Annotated in this window: 24 protein-coding genes and 4 pseudogenes; 12 read left to right on the top strand and 16 right to left on the bottom strand. The window is 42.4% G+C overall.

The window, feature by feature from the left end; all coding sequences use genetic code 11:
- Positions 1-33: 33 nt before the first annotated feature.
- Positions 34-1,077 carry a DUF6753 family protein gene (locus OSC7112_RS32965; RefSeq protein ID WP_015179749.1) on the top strand — a complete coding sequence of 348 codons (1,044 nt, stop codon included), beginning with the start codon at positions 34-36 and terminating at the stop codon, positions 1,075-1,077.
- Between the two features lie 379 nt (positions 1,078-1,456).
- On the opposite strand, the gene OSC7112_RS32960 is transcribed toward OSC7112_RS32965, so the two are convergent.
- The 5 genes from OSC7112_RS32960 to OSC7112_RS37550 form a co-directional block, all read right to left on the bottom strand.
- Complete coding sequence (locus OSC7112_RS32960) at positions 1,457-2,857, bottom strand: RNA-guided endonuclease InsQ/TnpB family protein (protein ID WP_015179748.1); 1,401 nt, start codon at positions 2,855-2,857, stop codon at positions 1,457-1,459.
- A 198-nt stretch (positions 2,858-3,055) separates the two neighbouring features.
- Positions 3,056-3,529 (bottom strand): hypothetical protein, encoded by a 474-nt coding sequence (locus tag OSC7112_RS32955; protein WP_015179747.1) that lies wholly within the window; start codon positions 3,527-3,529, stop codon positions 3,056-3,058.
- A gap of 77 nt (positions 3,530-3,606) precedes the next feature.
- Complete coding sequence (locus OSC7112_RS32950; RefSeq protein WP_015179746.1) at positions 3,607-4,170, bottom strand: IS630 family transposase; 564 nt, start codon at positions 4,168-4,170, stop codon at positions 3,607-3,609.
- A complete protein-coding gene (locus tag OSC7112_RS39005) occupies positions 4,167-4,367 on the bottom strand; it encodes a hypothetical protein (protein ID WP_150111751.1) in 201 nt (66 codons plus the stop codon). The genes OSC7112_RS32950 and OSC7112_RS39005 overlap by 4 nt, the downstream gene beginning before the upstream one ends.
- A gap of 4 nt (positions 4,368-4,371) precedes the next feature.
- The gene (locus OSC7112_RS37550; protein WP_051041640.1) at positions 4,372-4,554 is read right to left on the bottom strand and encodes a hypothetical protein; all 183 of its coding nucleotides are present in this window, start codon (positions 4,552-4,554) and stop codon (positions 4,372-4,374) included.
- Positions 4,555-4,659: 105 nt separating this feature from the next.
- Between OSC7112_RS37550 and OSC7112_RS32940 the strand changes: the two genes are divergently transcribed.
- From OSC7112_RS32940 to OSC7112_RS32930, 3 genes are all read left to right on the top strand, one after another.
- Positions 4,660-5,958, top strand: a complete 1,299-nt coding sequence (locus tag OSC7112_RS32940) for an RNA-guided endonuclease InsQ/TnpB family protein (RefSeq protein ID WP_015179745.1) — start codon at positions 4,660-4,662, stop codon at positions 5,956-5,958.
- Positions 5,959-6,042: 84 nt separating this feature from the next.
- Positions 6,043-6,378 (top strand): nucleotidyltransferase domain-containing protein, encoded by a 336-nt coding sequence (locus tag OSC7112_RS32935; protein WP_015179744.1) that lies wholly within the window; start codon positions 6,043-6,045, stop codon positions 6,376-6,378.
- Positions 6,375-6,770 (top strand): HEPN domain-containing protein, encoded by a 396-nt coding sequence (locus OSC7112_RS32930; protein ID WP_015179743.1) that lies wholly within the window; start codon positions 6,375-6,377, stop codon positions 6,768-6,770. The genes OSC7112_RS32935 and OSC7112_RS32930 overlap by 4 nt, the downstream gene beginning before the upstream one ends.
- 559 nt (positions 6,771-7,329) lie before the next feature.
- Here the strand turns inward: OSC7112_RS32930 and OSC7112_RS41455 are convergent.
- Positions 7,330-8,418, bottom strand: a complete 1,089-nt coding sequence (locus tag OSC7112_RS41455) for a ParB N-terminal domain-containing protein (protein ID WP_015179742.1) — start codon at positions 8,416-8,418, stop codon at positions 7,330-7,332.
- A 171-nt stretch (positions 8,419-8,589) separates the two neighbouring features.
- Here OSC7112_RS41455 and OSC7112_RS32920 point away from each other — a divergent pair, with 171 nt between their 5' ends.
- From OSC7112_RS32920 to OSC7112_RS36680, 3 genes and pseudogenes are all read left to right on the top strand, one after another.
- Complete coding sequence (locus tag OSC7112_RS32920) at positions 8,590-8,865, top strand: hypothetical protein (protein WP_015179741.1); 276 nt, start codon at positions 8,590-8,592, stop codon at positions 8,863-8,865.
- A gap of 39 nt (positions 8,866-8,904) precedes the next feature.
- A complete protein-coding gene (locus OSC7112_RS32915; protein ID WP_015179740.1) occupies positions 8,905-9,525 on the top strand; it encodes a Uma2 family endonuclease in 621 nt (206 codons plus the stop codon).
- A gap of 120 nt (positions 9,526-9,645) precedes the next feature.
- Positions 9,646-11,140 (top strand): annotated as a pseudogene (locus OSC7112_RS36680) (IS5 family transposase).
- Between the two features lie 304 nt (positions 11,141-11,444).
- Here the strand turns inward: OSC7112_RS36680 and OSC7112_RS32905 are convergent.
- The gene (locus tag OSC7112_RS32905) at positions 11,445-11,966 is read right to left on the bottom strand and encodes a hypothetical protein (RefSeq protein WP_041623875.1); all 522 of its coding nucleotides are present in this window, start codon (positions 11,964-11,966) and stop codon (positions 11,445-11,447) included.
- A gap of 533 nt (positions 11,967-12,499) precedes the next feature.
- On the opposite strand from OSC7112_RS32905, the gene iscB reads away from it, so the two are divergent.
- Entirely contained in the window at positions 12,500-13,792 is a 1,293-nt protein-coding gene (gene iscB, locus OSC7112_RS32900; protein ID WP_015179738.1) for an RNA-guided endonuclease IscB, read from the top strand.
- Positions 13,793-13,914: 122 nt separating this feature from the next.
- Here the strand turns inward: iscB and OSC7112_RS32895 are convergent, their stop codons facing one another.
- The 5 genes from OSC7112_RS32895 to OSC7112_RS38995 form a co-directional block, all read right to left on the bottom strand.
- The gene (locus tag OSC7112_RS32895; protein WP_015179737.1) at positions 13,915-14,274 is read right to left on the bottom strand and encodes a hypothetical protein; all 360 of its coding nucleotides are present in this window, start codon (positions 14,272-14,274) and stop codon (positions 13,915-13,917) included.
- A gap of 205 nt (positions 14,275-14,479) precedes the next feature.
- Positions 14,480-15,013: a transposase gene (locus OSC7112_RS32890; RefSeq protein WP_015179736.1), complete on the bottom strand. Its 534-nt coding sequence runs from the start codon at positions 15,011-15,013 to the stop codon at positions 14,480-14,482.
- 20 nt (positions 15,014-15,033) lie between these two features.
- A complete protein-coding gene (locus tag OSC7112_RS32885) occupies positions 15,034-15,426 on the bottom strand; it encodes a helix-turn-helix domain-containing protein (protein ID WP_041623921.1) in 393 nt (130 codons plus the stop codon).
- A gap of 239 nt (positions 15,427-15,665) precedes the next feature.
- Positions 15,666-16,732, bottom strand: a protein-coding gene (locus OSC7112_RS32880) for an ISKra4-like element ISOni2 family transposase (protein ID WP_150111564.1) whose coding sequence is annotated in 2 segments (ribosomal slippage) — positions 15,666-16,564 and positions 16,564-16,732 — 1,068 coding nt in all. Because the reading frame shifts where the segments join, the coding sequence is not laid out codon by codon here.
- 31 nt (positions 16,733-16,763) lie between these two features.
- Positions 16,764-17,486: a hypothetical protein gene (locus OSC7112_RS38995; RefSeq protein WP_015179734.1), complete on the bottom strand. Its 723-nt coding sequence runs from the start codon at positions 17,484-17,486 to the stop codon at positions 16,764-16,766.
- A gap of 162 nt (positions 17,487-17,648) precedes the next feature.
- Here OSC7112_RS38995 and OSC7112_RS32865 point away from each other — a divergent pair, with 162 nt between their 5' ends.
- Entirely contained in the window at positions 17,649-18,980 is a 1,332-nt protein-coding gene (locus tag OSC7112_RS32865) for an ATP-binding protein (RefSeq protein ID WP_041623919.1), read from the top strand.
- Positions 18,981-19,019: 39 nt separating this feature from the next.
- Here OSC7112_RS32865 and OSC7112_RS32860 read toward each other — a convergent pair.
- Positions 19,020-20,516: pseudogene (locus OSC7112_RS32860) on the bottom strand (IS5 family transposase).
- A 69-nt stretch (positions 20,517-20,585) separates the two neighbouring features.
- Between OSC7112_RS32860 and OSC7112_RS32855 the strand changes: the two are divergent.
- Positions 20,586-20,996 carry a hypothetical protein gene (locus tag OSC7112_RS32855; RefSeq protein WP_190274468.1) on the top strand — a complete coding sequence of 137 codons (411 nt, stop codon included), beginning with the start codon at positions 20,586-20,588 and terminating at the stop codon, positions 20,994-20,996.
- Between the two features lie 367 nt (positions 20,997-21,363).
- Here the strand turns inward: OSC7112_RS32855 and OSC7112_RS38990 are convergent, their stop codons facing one another.
- Positions 21,364-21,552 carry a hypothetical protein gene (locus OSC7112_RS38990; protein WP_150111749.1) on the bottom strand — a complete coding sequence of 63 codons (189 nt, stop codon included), beginning with the start codon at positions 21,550-21,552 and terminating at the stop codon, positions 21,364-21,366.
- 84 nt (positions 21,553-21,636) lie between these two features.
- On the opposite strand from OSC7112_RS38990, the pseudogene OSC7112_RS37545 reads away from it, so the two are divergent.
- Positions 21,637-22,958: pseudogene (locus tag OSC7112_RS37545) on the top strand (IS4 family transposase).
- Between the two features lie 17 nt (positions 22,959-22,975).
- Here the strand turns inward: OSC7112_RS37545 and OSC7112_RS36675 are convergent.
- A pseudogene (locus OSC7112_RS36675) lies at positions 22,976-23,173 on the bottom strand (TMEM175 family protein); the annotation flags it as partial.
- A 249-nt stretch (positions 23,174-23,422) separates the two neighbouring features.
- Between OSC7112_RS36675 and OSC7112_RS37540 the strand changes: the two are divergent.
- A complete protein-coding gene (locus tag OSC7112_RS37540; protein WP_083888264.1) occupies positions 23,423-23,794 on the top strand; it encodes a helix-turn-helix domain-containing protein in 372 nt (123 codons plus the stop codon).
- Positions 23,795-23,972: 178 nt separating this feature from the next.
- On the opposite strand, the gene OSC7112_RS32835 is transcribed toward OSC7112_RS37540, so the two are convergent.
- Positions 23,973-25,664: an IS1634 family transposase gene (locus OSC7112_RS32835; protein ID WP_150111640.1), complete on the bottom strand. Its 1,692-nt coding sequence runs from the start codon at positions 25,662-25,664 to the stop codon at positions 23,973-23,975.
- Positions 25,665-25,771 lie beyond the last annotated feature (107 nt).

The following is a 25,771-nucleotide window of genomic DNA, read 5'->3' as shown; positions in this document are numbered from 1 at the left end:
TTATATTTTGACTATTATAGGATCAATCATTCTGTGGCGTTCTCTAATAATACCAAAAATAATTCCATACAATCCGCTGAAGATTCGCAAAATTTGCCCGATTCTCCAGATACAGTCCCAGAAGATGCAGTAGAAGAAAAGTTGAAATCAAATGGGAGTAAGCTAAATGAAGAGGAGTTTTGGGAACTCATAGACGATGATTCGAGGGAAAGAGAAGCTCTGAACAGAGATCCTTTATCTGCCCCTCCCATGTACGAGAGAGATACTGAGTCACTAATCAGCCAGGTACTCAAGGGCAAAGACTCCAAATTTCGCTCTCATGTCATTCAGACAGCTTACCGATACGGTCTCAATAAAAATGACCCGCTTTTTATCGTATTGATGGCTACAGGTCAACTCGAACTGCTGTTAGAAAAAAAACCGCAAGAGATTGACCAGTTTTTCAAGAATTGGCAATCTCAATGGCAAGGTGATTTGAAAGATTCTCAAGCTGTTATTTCTCAAGAACTGGAACAAGTTCGCCAGCTTACTGAAAATTGGGAAAAAGAAAGTAGGGAGTTTTTAGAACGGCAGGGAAAAGCGGCTGTTAAGGTGCAACATCGCCACATTTCTAACTCAGTTTACACCCTAGTGCGACAAGCAGCTTTAGAGAAAGTTGCTCACGATATTTGGTCGGTGATTTTTGGGAGCGGGGTAGTGTTAGGGGCGATGGCGATCGGCGCGTTTATCGGGCTAGCGCTGCCCCGGTTCATTCCAGCGCCTGAACTCGACCCAAAAGGGCCGCGCCAGCTCACTTTAGAACAAGCCGTAGCGCTCGAATGGGGGCTGAGCAAAGAGGGTCAGTTTGCTCGCAAGAACGCGGATACAATTCAGTGGGCAACAAGCAATGAAGGGAAATATGCTCGCCAACTTATGAGCTGGAATCAAGCTTTGTTGAACGAAAAAGGTGGCAAAAAACTGTGTGAAACTGAGATAAATCGATTGGGGGTGACGCTGACAGTAGAGGGTAAACCTGCACAAAAAGGATTTTGTACTTTGTGGATTCGCTCCCCTCAAGAACGAGAGTTTGTTCCTTGATGGCAAATACTAAAGTCTTGAATGGGATGTAAATAAGTTAGCTTAACAGGAGAAATCTATGATTGCCAATTTGAACAATCAGCCGTTACCTGACCAAAATCAGAAGCAAGTGCAGTCGCAAATATCGGGTGTTTTAGTTGCACTAGACGACCCATTCGATAACATGGTTTGGGATTACTGTTTGAGTCAAACATACCCAATATCGGAACAGATTAAGATTGTACTGAGTGCTTTCTGGGGACCGTTTGCTGCCAAAAATGCTAGCAAGTCTCCAGAGCGAGTGCGAGCAATAGCTTGTTATTCACTGCAACAATTAGCAGCTCAACAAAAATTGATTGACTCAGTGTTTGAACTGTCAAGTGAATCAAGTGACATCCTCCTACGCCAACTGAGTACAGTATGGCGTAGGCTTCTTTGCAGCCCGATGAAGGGTGTGCAAAATTTCCTTCGCGGTACTATTATCTATAGTTCCTACTACAGAAAGATTCCCGCCACGGCGTTTTATACTGGGAAAAATGTCCAATCCCAGTTTCTTTAAATTAATCGCAGCATTGATATCACGATCGACCATTAAAGAATGTTGCTCATCCCAATAGTTTCGCATACCGCAATCGGCAAAAACAATTTCATTCCGATAGCACAGAACCATTGAGGTATAAGCAGGTTTTTGCGGAACGACGGCTGATCCAGCTTTTTCGGCTATGTATTCCAGCGTCTTGAAAAATTGACCAAACGCAGCATCCAACCAAGACTTGTTTAGTCCTGATTTAGCTGATTGACCGTTTGGGAGGTAAGTACCCTCATGATCTTGCTTAACTTTATTCCGTTTCGTTAAGCCTTTTAAGTTTAAGTCCTCATGAAAAAAGAATTTAGCTCCAGACCTGACAAGTCTGTGAGCTGTTTTGTAGTGGAAATCTTGGCGAGAACGCGCTATTTTTTGGTGCTGTCTCGCTTCTTTTTTGGCTAATTTCCGTCGGGCTTTAGAACCGCGCTTCCGTTTGTTCCGCTTCCTTGAGATATGGTCTAACTTAGCTTGGTTTTTGCGAAGCGGTTTTAACGAAGGTAACTTCTCGCCTGACGACGTTGCTAAATAGACATCTTCATGGAGCACCGCATCTAACCCAATTGAGTTGTCCCAGTTTGGGGTAACTTTGTCGAGCGTGAACTGGGGCACACAAGAGGCTTCAAGCATTACCTGGATAAACCAACCATCAGCCTTTCTAGTCACGCTAATTTGCTTGATGGTAAATCTATCGGGGACCCTGCGGTGCTTCCGAACTTTTACGACACCTAACTTCGGCAATCGGATATAAAACCAATTCTTGCGAACTAATTTAATCCAGTCGTTGTTAGCCGTAGAAAAAGTCATCGTTCGGTAATCCGCTTCAGTCTTGAATCGAGGTTTACCCGATCGCCCGCCTTTGCTATCCCCTACAACAAACCGCTCAAAGGCTTTATCTACTCGCTTAGAAACATCTTGCAGAATAGTTGAATCTACCTGCTTGAAGTCCAATAGCTCGCCACTGTGGAAGACTTTTACTAGGTCTTTTTTGATGACTGGTAATTGTTGTTTTTGGGAATAGTAGTTAGGCTTTTCACGAGGCGTAGAGATGCTAGCAACTAATGGGCAAGCATTTATAGCAGTCCGGTTACTCTCCCACCAATCAAATCGATCGCCTAGCTGCCTGTTGTACCAATAGCGACAAATTCTCAACCAATGATTTAGGCTTAACTTTTGAATGGTGTTGGGATAGAACTGATACTGATATGTTACTTTCATTGCGCTACGACCTTTACGCATTTGCTGAGAATAAAAATACCAGAAAAAACTATATTGTGTCAAGCAGTAATTTAATAATTATGTCAAGTAACGATGTTGGCAAATAAAGATTTGTTCATCTCGTCATCCACACCTTCATTGCTCGCCAGCATAGCGGGCGAGGACATGAAAATGTGGAATCCTCGATTAACGCGCCTCTCATCCCACACTAATTGAAGCGATATAGTGTGTGTTCTCAATCTGTTCTAAATACTGCAATTCGGTGGGAGTAAGAGCCGTTGTTCTTTCTAACAAGTTCAGAATTTCGACTTCAAAAGGATCTAGATTTCCTAATTGGTGAAGTCGGCCAGTGCGATCGCAAATTTCTTGAAGTCCCGGTTGATTTTCGAGCGGTACAGCAGTGAGAGCCGAGTGTTTGAATGTGTATAACTGCATAGTAACGGTGGGGATGTGTCGCATCCACACAGTGGCGGTTTTCTCCCCGACAGAGTGAATGCGGCCTAACCTGCCGTTAACATCTTGGCGATCGGGCGCGTACACTTCCACCAAGGAACCAATTTTGAGCGTCAGGTGGTGAGCGATGGCAGCTTGCTTTTCAGGTTTTACCCAATGACATCGCCCCTGTAAAGTTTTGGCAACTTGAGCCGGACGACTGCGAGCATCATTTGCCACTATTATAAAACTTTATTAAGTTTGTAAGCAGTAGTAAACAATGGTAGTATCATATAGTCATACAGCACTTCCGGATGTTATGAGGTACAGTAGCAGCAATTAGTAAACCAGTTTTTGAGATGTTTCGGATTAATTAAGTCAAGAGCCACAGCAATTATCGTATCAACCATTTGAGTGGTGGTTGGTGAAAACTGTCGCAATAAAGATTTGAGTTGCGACCACCATAATTCAATTGGATTAAAATCAGGAGAGTATGGGGACAAACACAAGATAGAAGCACCCACCGCTTCAATCATAGGCTTAATTGAATCTACTTTATGCGCTGGTAAGTTATCCATCACTACTACTGCTCCCGACCACAATTGTGGCACTAAGCATTTGTCGATAAACACCTCAAATGCTTGGCTATCCATCGAGTTGTCTATGGTCATTAATGCCACTACTTCCGTGAGACTAATTGCACCAATTACTGTGACTTTCTTGCCTCGATAAAAAGGTTTGACCGCATAGGCTCTCGTGCCTCGTTGGGAACGTGCATGAGTTCTGGTTAAACCTAGCAATACTCCAGTCTCATCTAAAAAGACTAGATTTTTGGGGTCGATATGCTTGACTTTTTCCCAATACTCTAACCTTAATTTCATGACTCTTTCAGTGCCTGCTTGGCTACTCCTAACTGTTTTTTTTTACGATTTAATCCTAACTTTTGTAAGGCGTTACACATGGCTGTTCTACCCACCCAATTTCCCGTCTTCTGAGCAAATAACTCACACAATTCTAGTAAGGTTGCATCGGGATGTGCTGCCACTATTTCTCTCAAAGAAGCTGTGGAATTATTCAAATGACTATATCTCGGTTTTCCACTCTCGTTTCGGCTGTAAATTCCCCTCTATTTTTTGTTGCTTGACCAGTTTTTGAACTAAACTTTTACTGACGGAAAATATCGCTGCTGTTTTTCTGATCGACAGCTTCTGATCTTGATGGGCTGCTACTATTTTTGTCCGCAAATCTACTGAATATGCTTTCATTGGTGTATTTTTTAAATCTATTCTTATTGTACCTCATAACACCCGGAAGTGCTGTAAGGGTCAACTGATAGAATTATTGTGATCGTTAAAAAATGGAGAGTCTGAATGCAACTAGCAGAGAGACACATCATTAAATCCACCGAAAATCGTTTTGTTGAAATAGACGGATTAGCCTTTAAATCGAAAAATTTGTACAACGCCGCTAACTACATTATTCGTCAGAGTTTTGTCTATGGATGGGGTTATATAAATTACAACGAAATGAACCATTTAATGAAGTCTCATCAAGCATATAAGGAATTACCAGCCAAGGTAAGTCAACAAATATTAATGATATTGGACAAGAATTGGAAGTCTTTTTTTGAAGCAGTCAAAGCTTACAAAAGAGAACCCACGAAATTCACGGGTCGCCCGAAATTACCAAAGTACAAAGATAAAGTCAAGGGTCGGAATATTCTCGTCTATACAATTCAGGCGATTAGTCGCCAGCAACTAAAGAAAGGAATTATCAAGCTTTCCGGGACTAATATTTTAATTAAAACTAAGATAGAACAAGAGCAGATTTGTCAAGTTAGATTGATTCCCAAATGCGATTGCTATGTAATTGAGGTAATTTACAATGCCTGTGCTGAGCGTAGTCGAAGTGAACCGGAGTCCACCGTGGATGAAAACCAAAAAGAATTAATAGCTAGTATTGATTTAGGATTGAATAATTTAATGGCGTTAACTTCAAATCAGCCGGGCTTTACCCCTCTGCTGATTAACGGGCGACCATTGAAATCAATTAATCAATTCTACAACAAACGTAAAGCACAGTTACAATCTCAGTTAAAAGGTCTGCGTAAAACTTCATCACGGATTCAACGCCTAACTCGTTGTCGAAACCAGAAAATCGATAATTACTTACACCATGCCAGTCGTGACATCATTAATATTTTAAGAGAACGAAAGATGGGAACTCTGGTAATTGGTAAAAATGTACAATGGAAAAACGAGATAAATTTAGGGAAACAAACTAATCAGAACTTCGTAACAGTTCCTCATGCTCGATTGATTGAGATGTTGGAATATAAGGCTGCATTGGTGGGAATAAGAGTGATGGTGCAGGAAGAATCGTATACTTCTAGATCCAGTTTCCTGAATTTAGACCCGATTCCTGTTTGCGGGGAGAATGATGCCGATCGTGTCAAGTTTTGCGGTAAACGAATTAAGAGAGGATTGTACAAAACATCGAGCGGTCGATTAATTAACGCTGATGTTAATGGATCTTATAATATCTTGAGAAAAGCAGTCCCAAATGCTTTTAGCGATGGGATAGAGAGCTGCGTAGTTCAGCCGAGGCGGGTTAATCCGCTTGAAGTAAAAAAGAAAGGGGAGGGACTTGATGCCTCCCATGTCATGTAATAGATGACTATACTTTTACAAGCTATAATTGGTATATTGCCAACATCTTAGCTAAAAAAATCATCGATTGGCTTATAAACAACTATGCCAACTTCAACGATCAATGTTCAACTCAAAGAAATTATTGCCCAAATCCGCCAGGGATTAGAAAATCTTTATGGCGAACAGTTAATCCGAATCATTCTCTATGGTTCCCAAGCCAGAGGCGATGCTAGACCGGACTCCGATATTGATATATTAATCCTTCTCAAACAACCCTTCAATTACTCCCAAGAAAGCGAGCGTATTTCTGTTTTGATTGCCGATATATGCTTAGAACATACCGTCGTGATTAGCTGTATGTTTGCCACACTTCAGAAGTACCAAGAGTATGAAAGCGGTTTCTTTCGCAATATCCGTCGCGAAGGAGTCCCAATATGAACCCAGAGCAACAAAGGTTACTTGATAAAGCTGATAGAACTTTGCAGGCTGCACGGGTTTTATGTGAGCAAGGCTTTTTTGATTCTGCCGCTTCCCGCGCTTATTATGTGATGTTTTACATAGTCACTGCATTTTTAGAGTCAGAGAAATTATCTTATTCTCGCCACTCCGCTGTCATCGCCGGTTTCGGTCAAAAATTTGCTCGTTCGGGCCGCGTTCCGGTGCAGTTCCATCGTTACCTAATAGATGCCCAAAAAACTCGATTAGAAGCTGACTATAACGCTGATATACAAATCTCACAAACAGACGCAGTGCAAACAATAGATCGGGCAGAAGAAATGCTCAACTTTGCTTTGGCAAATATTGATTCTATTCCTCCATCCTCTCCTTGATTGAGTAGATAGCCTGCTTTCCACTCCTGCACCCGCCAACTAAAGAAACCGGGTTTTTCAGCAGATTCAACACTGCGATTCAGTATTTTCGTAAAAAACCCGGTTTCTGGGCCTCCCTCTTTGAGTCCTATATATTAACTTTTATTATAAAAACTCCGATTTTGCGTAAAAATACCCCGCGAAATCCCAATACACAATAGAAGGCTTTCACCTTCGGAGCAAATTCACTCCCCAAAAACTATGACAGCCACAACTATGCCGATCGCCAGATCGCCCCTTACAGCCACCGTCTAGCCACCGCAACCGACGCAAAGGATCTCGCCCCCCTCTGGCAAGCATTCGCTGCTGAACGCAAAGGATCTCGCCCCCTCAATGCTAGTCAAACCTAACTTTGACTTTGAAAAATACGTCATCAATTAAATCAAAAAACCCCTTTCTTTCTGCTGGTTATTAGAACACAGCGACAGCATCATCGGTTGTCTATTTATCTACTATTACGACGACGAAGCCCCGCCTGCAAATCTCCCCGAATATTTGATTCAGCAACACCATGAGGCACTCAATCAAGCTTGTGTCTGTTCTCAATCAGTTCTAAATACTGCAATTCGGTGGGAGTAAGAACCGTTGCTCTTTCTAACAAGTTCAGGATTTCTACTTCAAACGGATCTAGATTGCCTAATTGGTGAAGTCGGCCAGTGCGATCGCAAATTTCTTGAAGTCCGGGTTGATTTTCGAGCGGCCGGGCGGTGAGAGCTGAGTGTTTGAAGGTATGCAAATTCATGGCAAGAGTAGGGATGTGCCGCATCCACACGGTAGCCGTTTTCTCGCCCACTGACTGAATGCGCCCCAACCGACCGTTAACGTCCTGGCGATCGGGCGCGTACACTTCTACTAAGGAACCAATTTTGAGCGTCAGGTGATGAGCGATGGTAAGTTCACCTTCAAGCTTTACTTTTTGGTCGCGCCCCTGTAAAGTTTTGGCAACCTTAGCCGGACGGCTGCGAGCATCAATCGCCAAAGCGATGACCTGCTTCTTGGTCATCCCCGCAGAGCGATTCAGTATTTTCCACTTCATATCCTCTCCTCCAATAGAACTCAGGGTGTCTACTGCTTTAGCAAACTGAGCGTCTCTGCGAATTGTTTTTGGGGATGCCTTGAACTGTGCCCCCAACTTTGTCTCTGTTTTCAAGTGGTCAAAATGACCACTTGATTTTCTGTCTCCGCCGCGGGACTGTTTGGTGAGTTCGTACCAAGTGCCGCGCAAATAGCTGACTGACTCAGACGTGAGATTGCGGCGGCCCAGTTGATTGAGGAGCATCCAAACTTTGACGGTGTTAGGGCTGTCGAAAGACATCTCTACAGTTTGGTAGGGGATGCCGTGCGCCGTACAAATAGCATAGCGGTTGTGACCGTCGATGAGAATTTTTTCCTCAGCCCAAACCACCAAAGGGTCCCGACACCCTTTCTCTTGAATGCTGGCTTCTAAGGTAGCAAACTCGCTCGCACTCAAAGGAGGGATGAGCGTTTGGAAATCTGGGTCAATCCGCAGGGAGTCTGCAACAGTGTGGTGGTGCTTTCGGGTTGAGCCTCGCAAAACTACTAAAGGTTGACGCTGCTCGCTGCCCGGTGTCTCCTGAGTTGGGTGCATTTCCTAGTGCCTCCTGAGATAAGTCAACCCCTGACTTGCCAGCCCCAAAGCTAGACACCAGATTGAAGAAGTTGACTCGTATAGGTTGATTCCATATTACCTATAGTACCACGGAAATTTGCTCGTAATGTGGGATAATAAAGAAAAAAGTCGAAAGGATAATGTTGCAAAATGCCCCCAAGCAAAGGAACGCAGCTCCACCCCAACTCTCTAGCTAATTTAAAGTTAGGCGGAGGCGAACCTCGATATGAGGAGCCAAAAAAGCAAAGGAACATTCAGGTAACATCTGCGGGGTGGGAAGGTTTTCGCGCTATTGCTAGAGAGCGCGGATTGAGTTTGAGCGAGTTGATCGAACAGATTGGCAGGCGCAAGATTACTTTGACTGACGCCGAGGAACAAAGTCGCAAACAACCCACAGCCAATCTTTCAGGTATGGCGAGGCTTTGAATAAAGACGTACATTGCCGTCGGATGAGGAATAAACACAATGGTTCAATCACCTCCAAAACTTATAACTGTTGATGAATTTATTACAAACTACGGCGACAGCGATTGCTACGAACTGATTGATGGTGAATTAACCGAAATGGAACCAACAGGGCCGCACGAACAAGTATCCGGTTTTCTGGGACGAAAACTGAATGTAGAAATTGACCGCCTGGATCTACCCTACCTTATCCCCCCTCGCTGTCTCATCAAACTATTAGGAACAGCAACAGCCTTTCGCCCCGATGTGCTTGTATTAGACCAAACTCGACTAATTAATGAACCTTTGTGGCAACAAAAACCTGTAATTACATCAGGTTCTTCTATTAAACTGATTGCTGAAGTCGTTAGCACCAACTGGCAGAACGATTACGCTCGCAAAGTTGAAGATTACGCCATACTAGGAGTGCCTGAGTATTGGATTGTTGACTGTCTGGGCATTGGTGGCAGAGAATATATTGGCAAACCCAGACAACCGACAGTTACTATTTGTACGCTGCGAGAAGACGAGTATCAAAAACAGTTGTTTCAAAATGACGATCTACTTATTTCCTCAATCTTTCCCGACTTGCAATTAACAGCGCAACAAATCTTCGCGGCAGGCAGATATGCTGCTATCTAGGGCTTGCTGAATCAGTGAGAAAAGTAAACAGTGTATGGGTTTTCCGAACAAAAAAGTAGTAAGGGTCGCCGTGAAAAACAGGTATAATCAGTCAAAACCCGTGCATCACCACCTGCGATCGTGTATAGAAAAGCTGAGCTTGCCCCAAGCTCCCCATCCGACTTTGAACTCCCCTTTGAAGGAAGATTGTCAGAAGATAACCGTTGGGTAAAAATGACCCAACTAATTCCTTGGTTAGAATTTGAATCAGAATATGCTGCAAATTTTCCGACCGAAATGGGAGCACCCGCTTGCATCATTTAGGATGGCATTAGGGGCATTAATTATCAAAGAAAAGCTGGGAATCAGCGACATAGAAACAGTAGAACAGATCCGAGAAAACCCATACCTGCAATACTTTATAGGTCAATCAACATACAGTAATGAACCCCCATTTGATCCATCATTATTAGTCCACTTTCGGCAGCGAATCAGTGCAAACTTAATCAAGAAAGTGAACGAACGGATGGTGGAAAAAATGCGCGAAACCACCCCAAAACCGCCCGAAAAAAAAGGATTCGGACGCAAAAAATGAATTAACCAATCAAGGAAAATTAGTCATAGATGCGACCTGTGCTCCAGCAGATATTAGCTATCCCACCGACTTAGGGCTATTAAACCGAGCCAGAGTTCATACCGAAAAAATCATCGATATTCTCTATAAATCCCTCAAAGTAAAAATCAATAAAAAACCCAGAACCTACCGGAAAATAGCCAGGAAAGACTACTTAGCAGTAGCAAAACAACGACGACCTAAACGAAACAAAAAAATCCAAGCCCTTAAAAAACAACTGCAATATATCAAAAGAAACCTCGCTAATATTGAACAGCTAATCGAATCAGGTGCCACCCTACAAAGTTTGACCAAAAAGCAATATAAAACCTTGCTAGTTCTCACAGAAGTCTATCGCCAACAACTCTGGTTATTGGAAAATAAAAAACAGAGTATATCGGACAGTTGGGGTAAGTTTAAGCCAACCGCACATCCGTCCCATTGTTAGAGGAAAAGCAGGAAAACCCGTAGAGTTTGGAGCTAAACTGTCAGCGAGTTGCAGTGAAGGATATGTATTTTTAGACCGGATAAGTTGGGATAACTTTAACGAATCAGGAGACTTAAAAGCACTCATTTGAAGCATTTAAAATTTACACAGGATGCTATCCAGAATCAGTCCATGCCGATCGCATTTATCGAACCAGGGAAAATCGAGCCTGGTGTAAAGAAAGAGGAATTAGAATTAGTGGCCCCCCTTTAGGAAGGCCACCAGCAATTGTTAGTAAGGAAACCAAGAAACAAGCCTGGGAAGATGAAAGAATTCGTAACTCTATTGAGGGCAAATTTGGACAAGGTAAAAGAAGATTTAGCTTGAATCGAGTGATGGCAAAGCTTGATAATACTTCGGAAACAGCTATTGCTATTACTTTTTTAGTGATGAACCTTGCTACCTGGTTAAGACGGGTTTTTTGTGTGTTTTTATGTCAAAAACCAAAAATCACACCTATTTATGGTTCAATGATTATTAAAAGCTATAACTGGGCAAGTTATAGTCAACAAAAAGTTATGTTTTGCCGAGCTTGAATTGCCCATTAATTGCGATCGCGATTTTTCCTAACTTATTCAGTAAGCCCTATCTAGCTTATATCCAGGTAACGTCGGTGGGATGGAGAGAATTCGTGCGGTGCGATCGCCATTGAACTGGGATTGAGTCTCAACGAGTTGAGCGAACAGATTGGCAAGGGTCTGATTCCCCTTGGCGCTGAAGAAAGTAACTAATAGCTTGGTCAGGAAAAGGAGGGTTCATTCAAAAAAACTTTTTATCAACTCGTTACCAGAAGTTTTTTTGAAAAAGAACACTAATTTAGTCGTTGATTCTCCGAGCATTTTAACTAGCTTTCAAAATTTGCTCAATTAGGGAGACAACTTGCTGCGGTCGATGCTCAAAGTGCTTCTTAATTTGAAATTTTAACGAATCTGCTGGCACATCTTTTTTGTTGAGTTTCAGGCGAATATGCTCACTTCGTGGGAGAGTGGAATTGAGCGCTCGAATAACGGTGCGGCATTGTCGGAGACTCAGGCTATCGACTTGAATGAAGGGTAGATTTAATGTGTCGGTATCGAGTTGAATATTAGAAGCAAATTCGGCTTTAACTTGTAGCGAAGAGGTGAGGCGCTGTTCTTCTGTGGGTTCTGGAGTTGCTGCACATTCGGCAACAGCAGGAAAGGAAGCAATTTCATTGAGAAGAGGCACAAAATCTGGGGCAAGTTCTGCGGAGACTTTTTCAGAATAATTCATCTGCTTCGATGCTAACAGCGTAGCGATATAGTGAAGAATTAAGCCACCGTACCCAAAAATTACTACAGTTTCAATTGTGAGTGTGAGAAAATGCTGAAGAGATTCGTACATGATTATACTTGGCAAATGGAACATCTCTCAAACGCGCTCGCGTTTAATATCAAAACCTTTTAATAAAAACAGTTATTTGATTTATTGCCAAACGGTTTTACGATCTATTATTAAGTGGCTTGCATTCTCGCATAAAACTAATTAACCAGGGCTTAGGCTTTGTAATGGTGTGGCAAGAGTTTGAGATTCTTCGCATTACTTGCGGAACCTTCGCTACGCTCGTGGTAAACTGCTTGAAGGACTCAGAATGACATAATTAGGCTATTACTGCGTAAGTTCTATTAACTAAAGCCTTCTGAGAATGCTATCCACCAAACAGCAGACAAGAGTGGACAACCACTTCCAAGGCTGGAGAGATAGCCAGCCTCAGTTACAAACTACGTTTCGAGGGTCATGACACCTACAGGTGCTTTCCAGCTTGTAGCCCTGTCGTCAATAGTTAAACATCCCTATTTGGTTAAGGAAGTGCGATTGGCATAACAAGCCCTCAAAACATTGGCGAGGAAAACATTACCCCGCAAGGGAGGACATCCATGTCTAATTTTGTCTTTGTTGTCGATACCAATGGACAACCGCTTAACCCAGTACCACCGGGACAAGCAAGGCGATTGTTAAAACTGCAAAAAGCTGCTATTTATCGACGTTACCCCTTGACGATCGTACTCAAATACACAGTATCCGCTCCCCAAATACAACCCCATCAATTAAAAATCGATCCGGGTGCAAAAGTTAGTGGATTAGCAATTGTCCGAGACGACAAAGTAATCTGGGGTGCTGAATTAACCCACAGGGGACAACAAATTAAGCACGATTTAGCATCGCGTCGCGCCCTGCGCAGTCACCGGAGAAACCGCAAAACCAGGTATCGACAACCCCGGTTTTTAAACCGGACGCGAAAATCAGGATGGTTGCCACCCAGTCTAGAATCAAGAGTAGAAAATATTCTGACTTGGGTCAACCGCATACGCAGATACGTTCCAATTACAGGAATATCTCAAGAGTTAGTGAAATTTGACACTCAGGCGATGCAAAACCCAGAAATCTCAGGCATCCAGTACCAACAAGGAGAACTAGCAGGCTACGAAATCAGAGAATATTTACTAGAAAAATGGGGTCGAAAATGTGCTTATTGCAACGCCCAAAATATCCCATTAGAAATTGAGCATATCCACCCCCGATCGAAAGGCGGAAGTTCCCGAGTTTCAAATCTCACAATTGCTTGCCGTCACTGCAACGAAGCCAAGGGAAATCAGGAGCTTAAAGATTTCTTAGCACAGCAACCTGAGTTGTTCGATCGAATCGCAAAACAAGCCAAACAACCATTGAAAGATGCAGCAGCAGTCAATAGCACCCGCTGGCAACTCTTTAACAGACTGAAAGAAACATCATTACCAGTTGAAATCGGAACAGGCGGTCAGACCAAATACAATCGTACTCGATTGGAATTACCAAAAACTCATTGGTTAGATGCAGCTTGTGTGGGACTCGTGTCCCAATTAAAAATTTTGACTGCCGGGCCTTTGTTAATTCAAGCTTCAGGATGGGGCAGCCGTCAGATCTGCCAGCCAAATAAATATGGCTTCCCAATCAGACACAAGACACGGTGCAAGGAATTTTTCGGCTTTAAAACTGGCGACATGGTACAAGCAACTCTGCCTACAGGAAAATTTGCGGGTACTCATAGAGGCAGGCTAATTGTTCGAGCGAGTGGAGTTTTTGAGATGATGTCACCAACGGGAAAAGTTAGCCCAGTACGTCACAAATACTGTAGGGCAATTCACCATAATGATGGTTATACGTATACATTGTCCACTTGCGTCCAGTAAATCGGCAATTAGAGGCGTAGCGATCGCCAATATCGCAAAGGGAACTGGCGCGGTGGGTGGGCGGGCAAAACAAATCCTGCTTGGAGCAGGATTTTATCCCCTTTATCGGGGGTCGTCATTGATTACTTGACAAAATCATCAATCTCTTCATTATCGTCAGTTGCCTTTTTCTTATGAGAAGCTTTGACTGCCGATTCGATATAACGGAAGTGCAAGTCAATCACTGCTTGCTCAGATGAAAGCCAGTAAACATTGCTCAAGATTTCTTCAAGCATCTCGTCAGCCGAGTAGCCTTCATATTGCTTGTTAAACCAAGTATTGAACGCTTCCCAGTCAAGAGCTTTACCTTTCTGCAACTGTCGCTGTTTGGCACGTCCCGTTAACTCGCGGGCAACGTGCAAAAACATCTCGAAGCGCTGTTCTTCAAGAGTTTCTGCAAATTGCTTTTGCATCGGAGTTGGAGCGGATTTGCGATTAGCCATGATTAACCCTCAAGCGTGTTTTTTTTCACAACTAAAGCGACGGCAGTCTGCTAATTACAATTAATTCAAAAAAAATAGTGGTGGGTGAGTGGGTAAAATTAAATTCACAATCAAGGTCAAAACTTCCTTGATTGTGAATTTGTTGGGTCTGCTTCCCAGAGCGTCCTGATTCGGACGGTGGCGACAATTACAGCAGATTCCAGCTTTATGAAGTACAGTAGCAGCAGCTTGTAAACCAGTTTTTAAAGTGCTTAGGATTGACCAAATCAACGGCCGTAGCCAGTAAAATGTCAACCATCTTGGTAGTTGTTGGTGAAAACTGACGTAAAAAAGATTTGAGTTGCGACCACCATAATTCTATAGGATTGAAGTCGGGAGAATAGGGGGATAAGTTCAGTAAACTAGCACCAGCGGCTTGTATCAATGATCCAATAGTCCCCAACTTGTGAGCGGGTAGATTATCCATAACAACTACTGCACCCTCCCATAAGTTTGGCACTAAAAAATGTTCAATAAAGACTTCAAAAGCTCTGCCATCCATTGAGCCATTGAGGGTCATCAATCCTACTACTTTTTTTAAGCTAATTGCTCCGACAACTGTGACTTTGGCTCCGCGATAGAATGGTTTTAAATCGTAGACTCTACTACCACATATTGAACGTGCATGGGTTCGTGTTAACCCCAATAAAACGCCCATTTCATCCAAAAAAACGAGGTTGTCAGGGTCAATATTTTTCACTTTTTCCCAATATTCACACCTCAGAATTTGTACTCTTTCAGTGGCAGACTGACTACTGCGTATGGTCTTTTTTTTCGCGTTAAATTTTCTTTTTGTAATTCACGACACATCATGCTAGGACTGACAGCTTCCTTGTAGTTCATAAGCCAATATTCACAATATTCTGACAACGTGCTATCCGGATATTTTTCTACCATCTGGGTCAATTCAGTCCGGCGCGAGTTTAACACACTTTTAAGGCTTCCACCCTGTTTTTTGGGTTGAACGTGACCAGTCGTTTGTTTTTGTTTTAAGATTTTTTGAACAAACGCTTTACTCACATCAAAACGTTGGGCTACTTTCCTGACTGATGTATCACCTTGTTCATAGGCTTTAACTATTTTTTTACGAAACTCGATCGAATAAGCTTTCATTTTTTCTGCTGATGTACTAAATAGAGTGTACCACATATACATGGAATCTGCTGTATTACCCTGAATCGCGATTCGTGGAAAAGGCCTCGATAGAGGCAAAAAAATGCTCTGCTTTTTCAGCAGAGCTTTCTAATAAAACTTTAGCAATTATTCGTCGTCTTCCTCAAATTCTTCCTCTTCGTCTAAACTAAAATCATCCTCCTCATCGTCATCGGGTGCATCTCACTTTGGCAAATACATCAAATTGAAAGTTGACCGTTGAGATAAGCACAGCGAAGAGAAAGGATAGAGGGAACGCTCTCAATCTTCCATTGCGCTCCTGATATTTTTACCCTAAACCCAATTCGTTTAATGATTGATTCAACTGTTCCAGAACCTATCGAACTTATGGATTCTTCTTTATAGTATTGGTAGTTGACTATTCGGCAGCGATGAGTCTCTAAATAATTACAAAATGTTTTAAATGCTTGTTTTTTCATCTCTTTAAATAGATTGATAACTTCATCTATTTTACCTTGCCACAACATATTTTCTGCTAATTTCAAACGTTTTAGCGAACCTCCTACCTTGTAAAGATTTTCTTTCAGATGATACCAATCTAAGATTTCTTGTCTTTGTTCAGTATCTCCTATTTCTTGAAATATTTTCCAAATTCCCGCATGACCGTCTCCTAGGCAATACATAGGATGTCGCAATTTTTGGCTATTAGTCCAATCAATTAAATTTTGATTATTTTGAAAAGATGCTCCCGAATAAACATTATCTAAACAAATGGCTTTATAGTCTTTCCAGTAACAACCCTCGCCTTTGGTGTCGTTGCGTAGCCTGACTTTCCCGCCATCTAATGTAATTTCTTGAACTCCTTGTTTAGATGTAGGTAATTCAAATTCTTGTCGTTTGACTAATCTTTGTAATGTACTATGAGAGACTTTGATTCCGGTGAAAATCTCTAAATCTTTTTCTGCCATTTGATAAGATTCGTTGGCACTAATTAAAAGACAGCATTTTTCCATCATTGGACTGAATTGACTATACGCTTTCAATCCAAAATATTTCGCTTGATTGTCGGTAATTTCGAGCGAACCGACTATTGATTTTATTTTTCTGGGTTTTCCTGTTTGAATTCCTGATACTGCTGAAAAAAAAAGTTACCTAGTTCTGGTCCCACTTCTTCTAGCATTTTCTGACGGAGAGACTTTTCTATGCTATCAAAGCTTTCTAACTCGCTTGGAGCTGTATTTCTGTAAAGAATTTCTGCTGCCGCTTTTAAGTAGACTTTTAGCTGTTCTTGGTCTGAGGGTGTCATTTTCTTTACCTCATATTTTTGGGCAATTTTACTAGCTTTTCCATTTTAACCCTTTGGTGACATATTCGCCAAAGTGAGATGCACCCTCGTCATCATCCTCATCCTCATCGCCTTCCTCGTCTTCGTCATCCTCATCAATTTCATCGAGTATGTCATCAATTTCATCATCTTCATCATCGAGTTCGTCGTCCTCATCGAGTTCTTCAGTATCTTCTTCAGAGGATTTAGCTAACTCGTTGCGACGCTTTAAGCTTTGAGCATTGAACTCCATTAAATCGGCAATAGCAGCTTGCGGGTTGTCAGCAATTGTATCGTAAAGTTGGCTCATCGCTAAGGCAACAACTTCGACATCATACTTGAGTTCCTCGGGTCGGCCAACTAGCTTGGGAAAGACAGTATTGTTCCACTCTTGCCAGTCGAACTTTTTACCATTGCCATTACCGTTGCGCTTATTCAACTGAGCTTGAATATCCAATCCCAGTTTTTCGCGAATTGCGTGGCCAACCTTTGTCGAAATACGGCTATCGCGACGCTGAATTGTCACGCCGTACTTCTTATGAATTGTATTGCGAATCTGTTTGACTAGCTCGCCAGCAAGTTGCTCGGAGCTGAGGTTAGGTTGAGGTTTTGATTTTGCTCCATTGTTACTGCCGACAGTTTGACTGTTCTGTTTTTCAGGTGGCTTAGATTTAGCAGGCACTGGTGACTGAGAGCGAATGGGAGTGGCGGCGGTTTGCTTCTTACTTGTGACCATGATTGACAATTTAACTTGCATAACATCAATTTATTAGTGCCGTTAGGCACAATTACCCCCTCCAATTGAGGGGGAAAACTTCGCTCATTAGCAGGACGCTAAATTTTAATTATGTTAGTTAAATTTTTATGTTAAACATCCTCTACTTAGATGTATAAATTCATGAAATATTTCACGATTTTGTCTAATTTAAGAGTCCCTCCAACTCCAATATTTGCCCTAGAATATTACAGTGCAGATCGCCAAAAAATCTTGTCATCATTTCATCAGTACGCCAGTGAGTGTTGTTTACCTGTTTATTATTGGAATCCTGGCTATGCAACTCTTCAACAGGTGCGGTGTTTGGATAAAAATCTCCCAATTTTAGGTTGTCATTCAGATATGACAAGCGTTTCAGATATTTCCCAGATGTATAATAGTGAATGCGTCTTATGTAAAACTGAGCTATCTGTCGAGAGTGATGTCCTGCAATTTCTGCTGGAAAATGACTGCCCCGGTATCTTTTTGTTAGAGGACATTTTGGAGTCAGACAGTACCGAACAGCCTCTTGTCCGCCGTTATTCTCAATTGGCTAACGCATTCTTTGAGCTGAAAGGGCGTTGGGCCAACCAATATTGGGTACTGCTGGGTGAGTACATCCAACTGCCATCAAAGCTAAGTCCATTAATTCCTCTACTCAAATGTCCGTTACCCGATCGTTTTGAAGTCGAAGTTCTTGTAGATAATTTTTGCGATCGCAATTGTTCCCTTGATTTTGGTTCAGATGCGGTAGCTGCTAAAAAACGGCTGGCTGTTTCTAGTCTAGGGCTGCCAACTGCTGAAATTGAATTGGTGTTAGATCGATCGCTCTCTGTGACCGCTTCAGTTGTCCAAATCGCACAGTTGGTATTGGAGCATAAAATATCGCAACTTCGAGACCAGGGGTTGGAGTTCATTGCTTCTCCAGACGTGCCTCATGCTGGCGGTTTAGATTTATTAGACGCTTATTTGAGCGAAGTCGTAAAGCTGTCAGAAGCTGATGCCAAGAAATATCACCTCAGACCTCCCAAAGGAATGCTGCTGTGGGGGCCGCCGGGGACGGGCAAAAGTTTGAGTGCGAAGCTAGCTGCTAAGAAGCTAGGTTATGCGCTTTTAGCAGCAAGTTGGGGCAATATTCTAGGTTCCTCTAATCCCGATCGCGCTCTCAACAAAATGCTGGATACAGCCGATAATTTGGGCGGCTGCGTGCTGTTCTTTGACGATTTTGACAAGGGTTTTTCTGGCTGGGAATCAAATGCTGATGGCGGTGTAGCTAGACGGCTGTCGCAGAAATTGCTCACCTGGATGCAGGAACATGAGAGCCCCGTGTTAATGTTAGCTACTGTTAACCGCTTAGAAATGCTGCCGGCTGAACTTATCCGCAGATTTGACGACGGCGGAATCTGGTTTGTGGATTTGCCACACAGCGGCGCTCGCTATGAGATTTTCAATTTGCACTTAGCTAGGGCTTACTGAATAAGTTAGGAAAAATCGCGATCGCAATTAATGGGCAATTCAAGCTCGGCAAAACATAACTTTTTGTTGACTATAACTTGCCCAGTTATAGCTTTTAATAATCATTGAACCATAAATAGGTGTGATTTTTGGTTTTTGACATAAAAACACACAAAAAACCCGTCTTAACCAGGTAGCAAGGTTCATCACTAAAAAAGTAATAGCAATAGCTGTTTCCGAAGTATTATCAAGCTTTGCCATCACTCGATTCAAGCTAAATCTTCTTTTACCTTGTCCAAATTTGCCCTCAATAGAGTTACGAATTCTTTCATCTTCCCAGGCTTGTTTCTTGGTTTCCTTACTAACAATTGCTGGTGGCCTTCCTAAAGGGGGGCCACTAATTCTAATTCCTCTTTCTTTACACCAGGCTCGATTTTCCCTGGTTCGATAAATGCGATCGGCATGGACTGATTCTGGATAGCATCCTGTGTAAATTTTAAATGCTTCAAATGAGTGCTTTTAAGTCTCCTGATTCGTTAAAGTTATCCCAACTTATCCGGTCTAAAAATACATATCCTTCACTGCAACTCGCTGACAGTTTAGCTCCAAACTCTACGGGTTTTCCTGCTTTTCCTCTAACAATGGGACGGATGTGCGGTTGGCTTAAACTTACCCCAACTGTCCGATATACTCTGTTTTTTATTTTCCAATAACCAGAGTTGTTGGCGATAGACTTCTGTGAGAACTAGCAAGGTTTTATATTGCTTTTTGGTCAAACTTTGTAGGGTGGCACCTGATTCGATTAGCTGTTCAATATTAGCGAGGTTTCTTTTGATATATTGCAGTTGTTTTTTAAGGGCTTGGATTTTTTTGTTTCGTTTAGGTCGTCGTTGTTTTGCTACTGCTAAGTAGTCTTTCCTGGCTATTTTCCGGTAGGTTCTGGGTTTTTTATTGATTTTTACTTTGAGGGATTTATAGAGAATATCGATGATTTTTTCGGTATGAACTCTGGCTCGGTTTAATAGCCCTAAGTCGGTGGGATAGCTAATATCTGCTGGAGCACAGGTCGCATCTATGACTAATTTTCCTTGATTGGTTAATTCATTTTTTGCGTCCGAATCCTTTTTTTTTTCGGGCGGTTTTGGGGTGGTTTCGCGCATTTTTTCCACCATCCGTTCGTTCACTTTCTTGATTAAGTTTGCACTGATTCGCTGCCGAAAGTGGACTAATAATGATGGATCAAATGGGGGTTCATTACTGTATGTTGATTGACCTATAAAGTATTGCAGGTATGGGTTTTCTCGGATCTGTTCTACTGTTTCTATGTCGCTGATTCCCAGCTTTTCTTTGATAATTAATGCCCCTAATGCCATCCTAAATGATGCAAGCGGGTGCTCCCATTTCGGTCGGAAAATTTGCAGCATATTCTGATTCAAATTCTAACCAAGGAATTAGTTGGGTCATTTTTACCCAACGGTTATCTTCTGACAATCTTCCTTCAAAGGGGAGTTCAAAGTCGGATGGGGAGCTTGGGGCAAGCTCAGCTTTTCTATACACGATCGCAGGTGGTGATGCACGGGTTTTGACTGATTATACCTGTTTTTCACGGCGACCCTTACTACTTTTTTGTTCGGAAAACCCATACACTGTTTACTTTTCTCACTGATTCAGCAAGCCCTAGCTAAGTATTTCCCAGAGCAGTTTAGGGAAGGAAAAGAGAATCTTTGGAGCGACAGACAGTGGTATTTGCTACTATCTGATTATGCCGGAGCAACGAGTGCTGAAATTGCGATCGCAGTTAAACGCTGTGCCCAGCGAGCTTATTGTGAAGGGCGACCTGGTAAAATTGAATTGGCCGATCTGCGTTATCAGAGAACTCAGTTTGTGCTATCGTCTGAGCGTTCTTCTGAAGATATCCAGGGGATTCGCAACAAAGCGTCCTTTGCTCGGCCTGCTTCTGGGAGGGATGGGTCTAAATTTGCGGCGGCAGAGCAAGAATTATTCGAGTATCGACCACCTGCTTACGACAAAAGTTGAGTGCATGATAAACAACAATAGCATGGGTTTGTTGGTGAGCCAAAAAGTTTTGACTGTTGATAGAATTAGCGCAAAAGTTTTATGGCACTTTCTATAGCAGGACTTACGCCCTACGCCGCGCGATCGCTGTCAGACAAACTCCCAGCGCGAGATACAGGAAAGTAAACAAGGTAAATCGTTTCATTTTTTGCAAATAAAGCTCAGCGATAATCTATTCCTGTGCATTGCTAACAAGTTAGAAGGGGGTAGATTTTGTCAATACCTCTTAAGATAGAAATATTAGGGAATAATAATGATAATCAAATAGGGGAAAGGGTGAGAGAGTCCGCCTGTGGCGGACTCTCTCACCAGAGCACGATTATCATTATTAATAAGTTGTGCGATCGAGTGGCGTTGCATCACGATCGATAATCATGGCGGGCGATCGATAATCATGGGGGGCGATCGATAGTAATGGCGGGCGATCGATCCCGGGTTGCACCACAAGTACATGGCAGCGTTGCCGCGAGCGAGATCGATGGCGAGCGTTGGTACGATCGAAGGATATAATTGACAAATAATTGAGCGATTGTGTAGGTCAGTAAATATGGCTAAAAGTCAGAAAACCAACCGTGACCACGCCAAAAAAACTACAAAACCGATGGTGGAGGACGAGGAGATTGCCTCACAACTATCGGCGTTACTAACACCGGCGATTACCTCACAAGAAAATTACTACCGCCAACTAGGTTTACGAGGGAGAATTCTTAACCTACCGTTGATGGTAGCAGCGGTATTAACCCTGCTATGGCGAGATGTAGCGGGAGTAACAGAGCTCACAAGAATGCTGGCAAGAGAAGGTTTTTTATGGTGCCGACCTACGACAGTCAGTCAACAAGCTATGTCTCAAAGGTTTCTAAGTTTTCCCGCCACATTATTTGAGGGAGTCTTTAAAAACTTATTGCCAAGTTTAAGAACTGCTTGGTACCAGAGAAAACAACGACCCCTACCAGAAAGCATTCAATTTGCCTTGACCAAATTTTCGAGAATTTGGATAGTAGATAGTTCAACCCTCGAAGCATTGTTTTGCAAGCTCAAAAGCCTGGAATATCTACCTAAAGGGCAGTTGGCAGGGAAAATGGCAACAGTTATAGATTTAATGACCAGGCTCCCGGTTGATATTTGGTTTCAGGAAAACCAAGCGAGCTTCTGATGTTAAGCTTGAAGAAAACATCCTGCAATTAGTACCAACTAAAACCTTACTCTTACTGGATAGAGGATTTTACCATTTTAGCTTTTGGCTCAAATTAATTGAACGAGATATCCATTTAATTACTCGTTTAAAAAAAGGATCGGCTATTCAAGTAGAGCGAGTATTTACCAAAAGTTACGACCTGAAAGATAGTCTGGTACGCTTGGGTTCGGGAACAGCAAGAACTCCATTTATTACCTTGCGTCTGATTGAAGTTCGCTCGGGTAAAACCTGGCATTCTTATTTGACAAGCGTACTAGATCCTCAAGTGCTACCACCCTACGTCGTGGCAGATTTATATCGCAGGCGCTGGAGGATTGAAGAGGCTTTTAATACCGTAAAAAGGCTGTTGGGATTAAGCTATTTGTGGACGGGTTCTCTCAACGGGATTCAGTTGCAAATTTGGGGAACATGGATATTTTATGCAATTTTGGTCGATTTAGGTGATGCCGTTGCCGATCGACTATCTTTACCAATAGATTCGATTTCGTTAGAGATGATTTACCGGGGTCTTTACCATTTTTATGTGGCCCGCCAACAACGCACCGGCAACTGACCCGATCGAGTATTTCGCTGCGCCTGAAAATCGAGATTTAGATATTGTTAAAGCTCAACGAAAACCCAATGTTAAGTTAATTGTTGCACCTTTTCCCGATCGACAGCGAGGGTCTGACTGCTTTTTCTTTGAAGCATCTTCTCAAATCCCCTTGACAACTGCCATCCAAGCTTAACTTGTTACGAATGGAGTGAAGTAGGCGATCGCAGCCAGCAATAGAACCACACCATAAAGCGCCACAGGCAACGCAGCAAAGTGATTTTCACCCATCCATGCGGTGACAAAGGGAAATAATGATAACCAGAACAACAAATGTAGGTTTGCCCACAAAGTTGAACCATTCACTTGTCGGACTGCCTGAAACAGGTGATGGTGATTGTTCCAGTAAGTAGGTCGGCGCAAAAAAACCAAACTATGTTAAGATGAGTAAACAAAAAGAATATATCTACTGAGGTAACTCAATATATGGGCGCTAGATTAAGGGTATTCCTGACTCAAGAGCAAGACAAAACTCTATTAAAACTGAGAACTGCTGCCGTACCACAAAAAGTCAAAGATAGAGCAGAAGTAATTAGATTAAATGCACATGGCCCGTAGGTTGAAAAAATAGCTGCTCATTTTAACTGGACTCCACAAACAGTGAGAGAGGTTTTACATAAATGGTCGAATCTAGGCATGGAAGGGCTTTGGGAGTTGCCTGGTCGAGGGGCAAAGCAAACGTGGAAAGAGGAAGATATAGAGTTTTTAAAAGAATGCCTCAAAAACGAATCACGTACATATAACAGTCTTCAATTAGTCCAGAAATTAGAAAAAGAACGTTCTGTTAAACTAAGTGCAGATCGATTAAGACGGATACTAAAAAAAAAGGTTTATTTGGAACCCACATTCCGCACCCTCAACTGGCACACACGCAGTTGGGGTGCTCCGTCCGAGTCTCTCGTCCGAGATAATAATCAAAAATACCCGCGACCTGTTGGGTCACAATCGCATCGACCTGTTGGGGCAAGTTGAAAATTAACTGCTTTCGGGCAAATCCTAGATTCTCGATATCTAACAACACCTTCATCCGTCATAATTAACTATTAATCGACAGCAGATATTTCCAGCAGCCTGATAATTACACATCACTACTGAATCAAATATTTATGAAATTTCTGTCAGTTTTGCTCATCAAACAAACTGCTCGATCTCAGATTAATAAATAATAAGACTTACAGGAGAGCGGCAGCAAGTTCAATATAGCCATTCGCTCGGCTGTTAAATTAGAAATTTGTTGAATCCCTTGTAGGCTCACCAGATGAATTGATTGAAATATCTGGCAAATCCAACGGAGCGTCGGTCGATTAGTTTGTTTGCCCAACTGATTTTTCAATTGGGAATTAGTGCGTTGCAAACTGTGACGCAGTAACCTTTGACCTAAAGTATAGACTAACAAACACAAACCCATTACCAATGCCAAAGCTTCGATTCTTTCCGGCGACTTGAGAAATACACTGTCCGTAAAAAACAGCGGATCTTTCAAGAACCCAAACCCTCTTTCTGCTGACTGCTGTTCTTTGTATTTCACAATCATATCGTCAGGCTCTAATTGCTGAGTTTCCAGCACATTAGTGGCGAGAATAAACCTGCCACAGGCTTTGGTTTCTTTGGCGATCGCACCTGTATCTGGTTCCAGTTTTGCTTGAACTTTAAATCTCTGTTTCGAGCTGGATTTCTCGCGAGCATTTGGATCGTTAGTATTAGTCTTTACTGTAATTTCTTTGCTACTAACTTGGGTGATATTGTAAAATTTTAGTTGTTTGGATAAGCGATGAGCTGCGGCGGCAGCGTCGGCGGCACAAGCAAATTCAATTTTTGAGAGTTCTTGCAGTTTATTCTCAGCTTCAGCCTGGGCTTTTTTGAGTTTTTTTTCGAGTTTTTGTCGGTCTGAATCGCGTCGCAAACTGCTCTCTACTACTAGCCATCTTTGTTCAATTCCACCATAATTACTTTTGTGTTCTGACCAGCTATATCCACTCACAGAACTGGGGGTAAATTCTGCTTCATTTAACTGAGATACCAGTTGCTGCGCTTGCTTGATACTCAACGGTACGCGGGTTAACCATCTTAAATTGGTTAACATTTCTAAGTTAGGAGCTGAATATAATGCACTATCTGCAACCATTAAACTGTCAAGGTTTAACTGTTGTTTAAACTCCTGACAAATTGATGCGAATATGGCTCGATCTGATTCATTTCCCGAACCCACCCGTAAAAATAGCGGTACATCTCCATCGCTACTACAAATTAAATCTAAAATGAATTGTTTTAAGTCGGGTCTGCGATCGCGGGAGTAGCCGTAGGTAATCTTAATTGGCACGGCAGATGACACGGGTTTAGTTGACTCGCTATCTTCGCTATCTTCGCTATCTAGCGCCGTTTCTGGCTCGATAACAGATACAGATGGTAGCTCGGATTCGTATTTGCCATGCAGGTGAAAGGAAGTTGAATCTAAATGGGATGTCTCTGTATCGAGCTCAAATTTTTGAGCTGCTGAAGCGGCAATAGTTGTAAATATTTGGCTGCTGCCTGCTAAATATAGCTTGTCTAATACTCTACCTAAACGGTATTCATTCAGGTGTGATGCTTGAATACCTTCACCCATTAAATGTTCGAGCGCTTTGCCTTCAAAAAATTTAGGAAATAAGTATAATGGAGCGGAAACAAGCCCTAACCCATTGATAATCATTGCTTTGACTGCTAGACCTGGACTGACAATCTCACCCGGTTGTTCCCCTACTAACTCATTGATTTTTTGGACAATTTCTATTTCATCAACTAGACCTGCTATTAAACCAAGATGGTCGAGGTTAGAGACGGCGAGTTCAGTTGCTTGATGCACGGGTTTCATTCGATCGAGCGAATTGTTTGCTACTTGAGTTTAGACTATTTTTATCCTCCGCGTCGCACGGGGGATAATTGGTTTTTGTTGTTAATTTACACGCTCGT

It is taken from the genome of Oscillatoria nigro-viridis PCC 7112 (genome assembly GCF_000317475.1).
GTDB lineage: Bacteria > Cyanobacteriota > Cyanobacteriia > Cyanobacteriales > Microcoleaceae > Microcoleus > Microcoleus nigroviridis.
The sequence above is the reverse complement of the archived record's forward strand: the minus strand, read 5'-3'. Positions and strand labels throughout refer to the sequence as shown.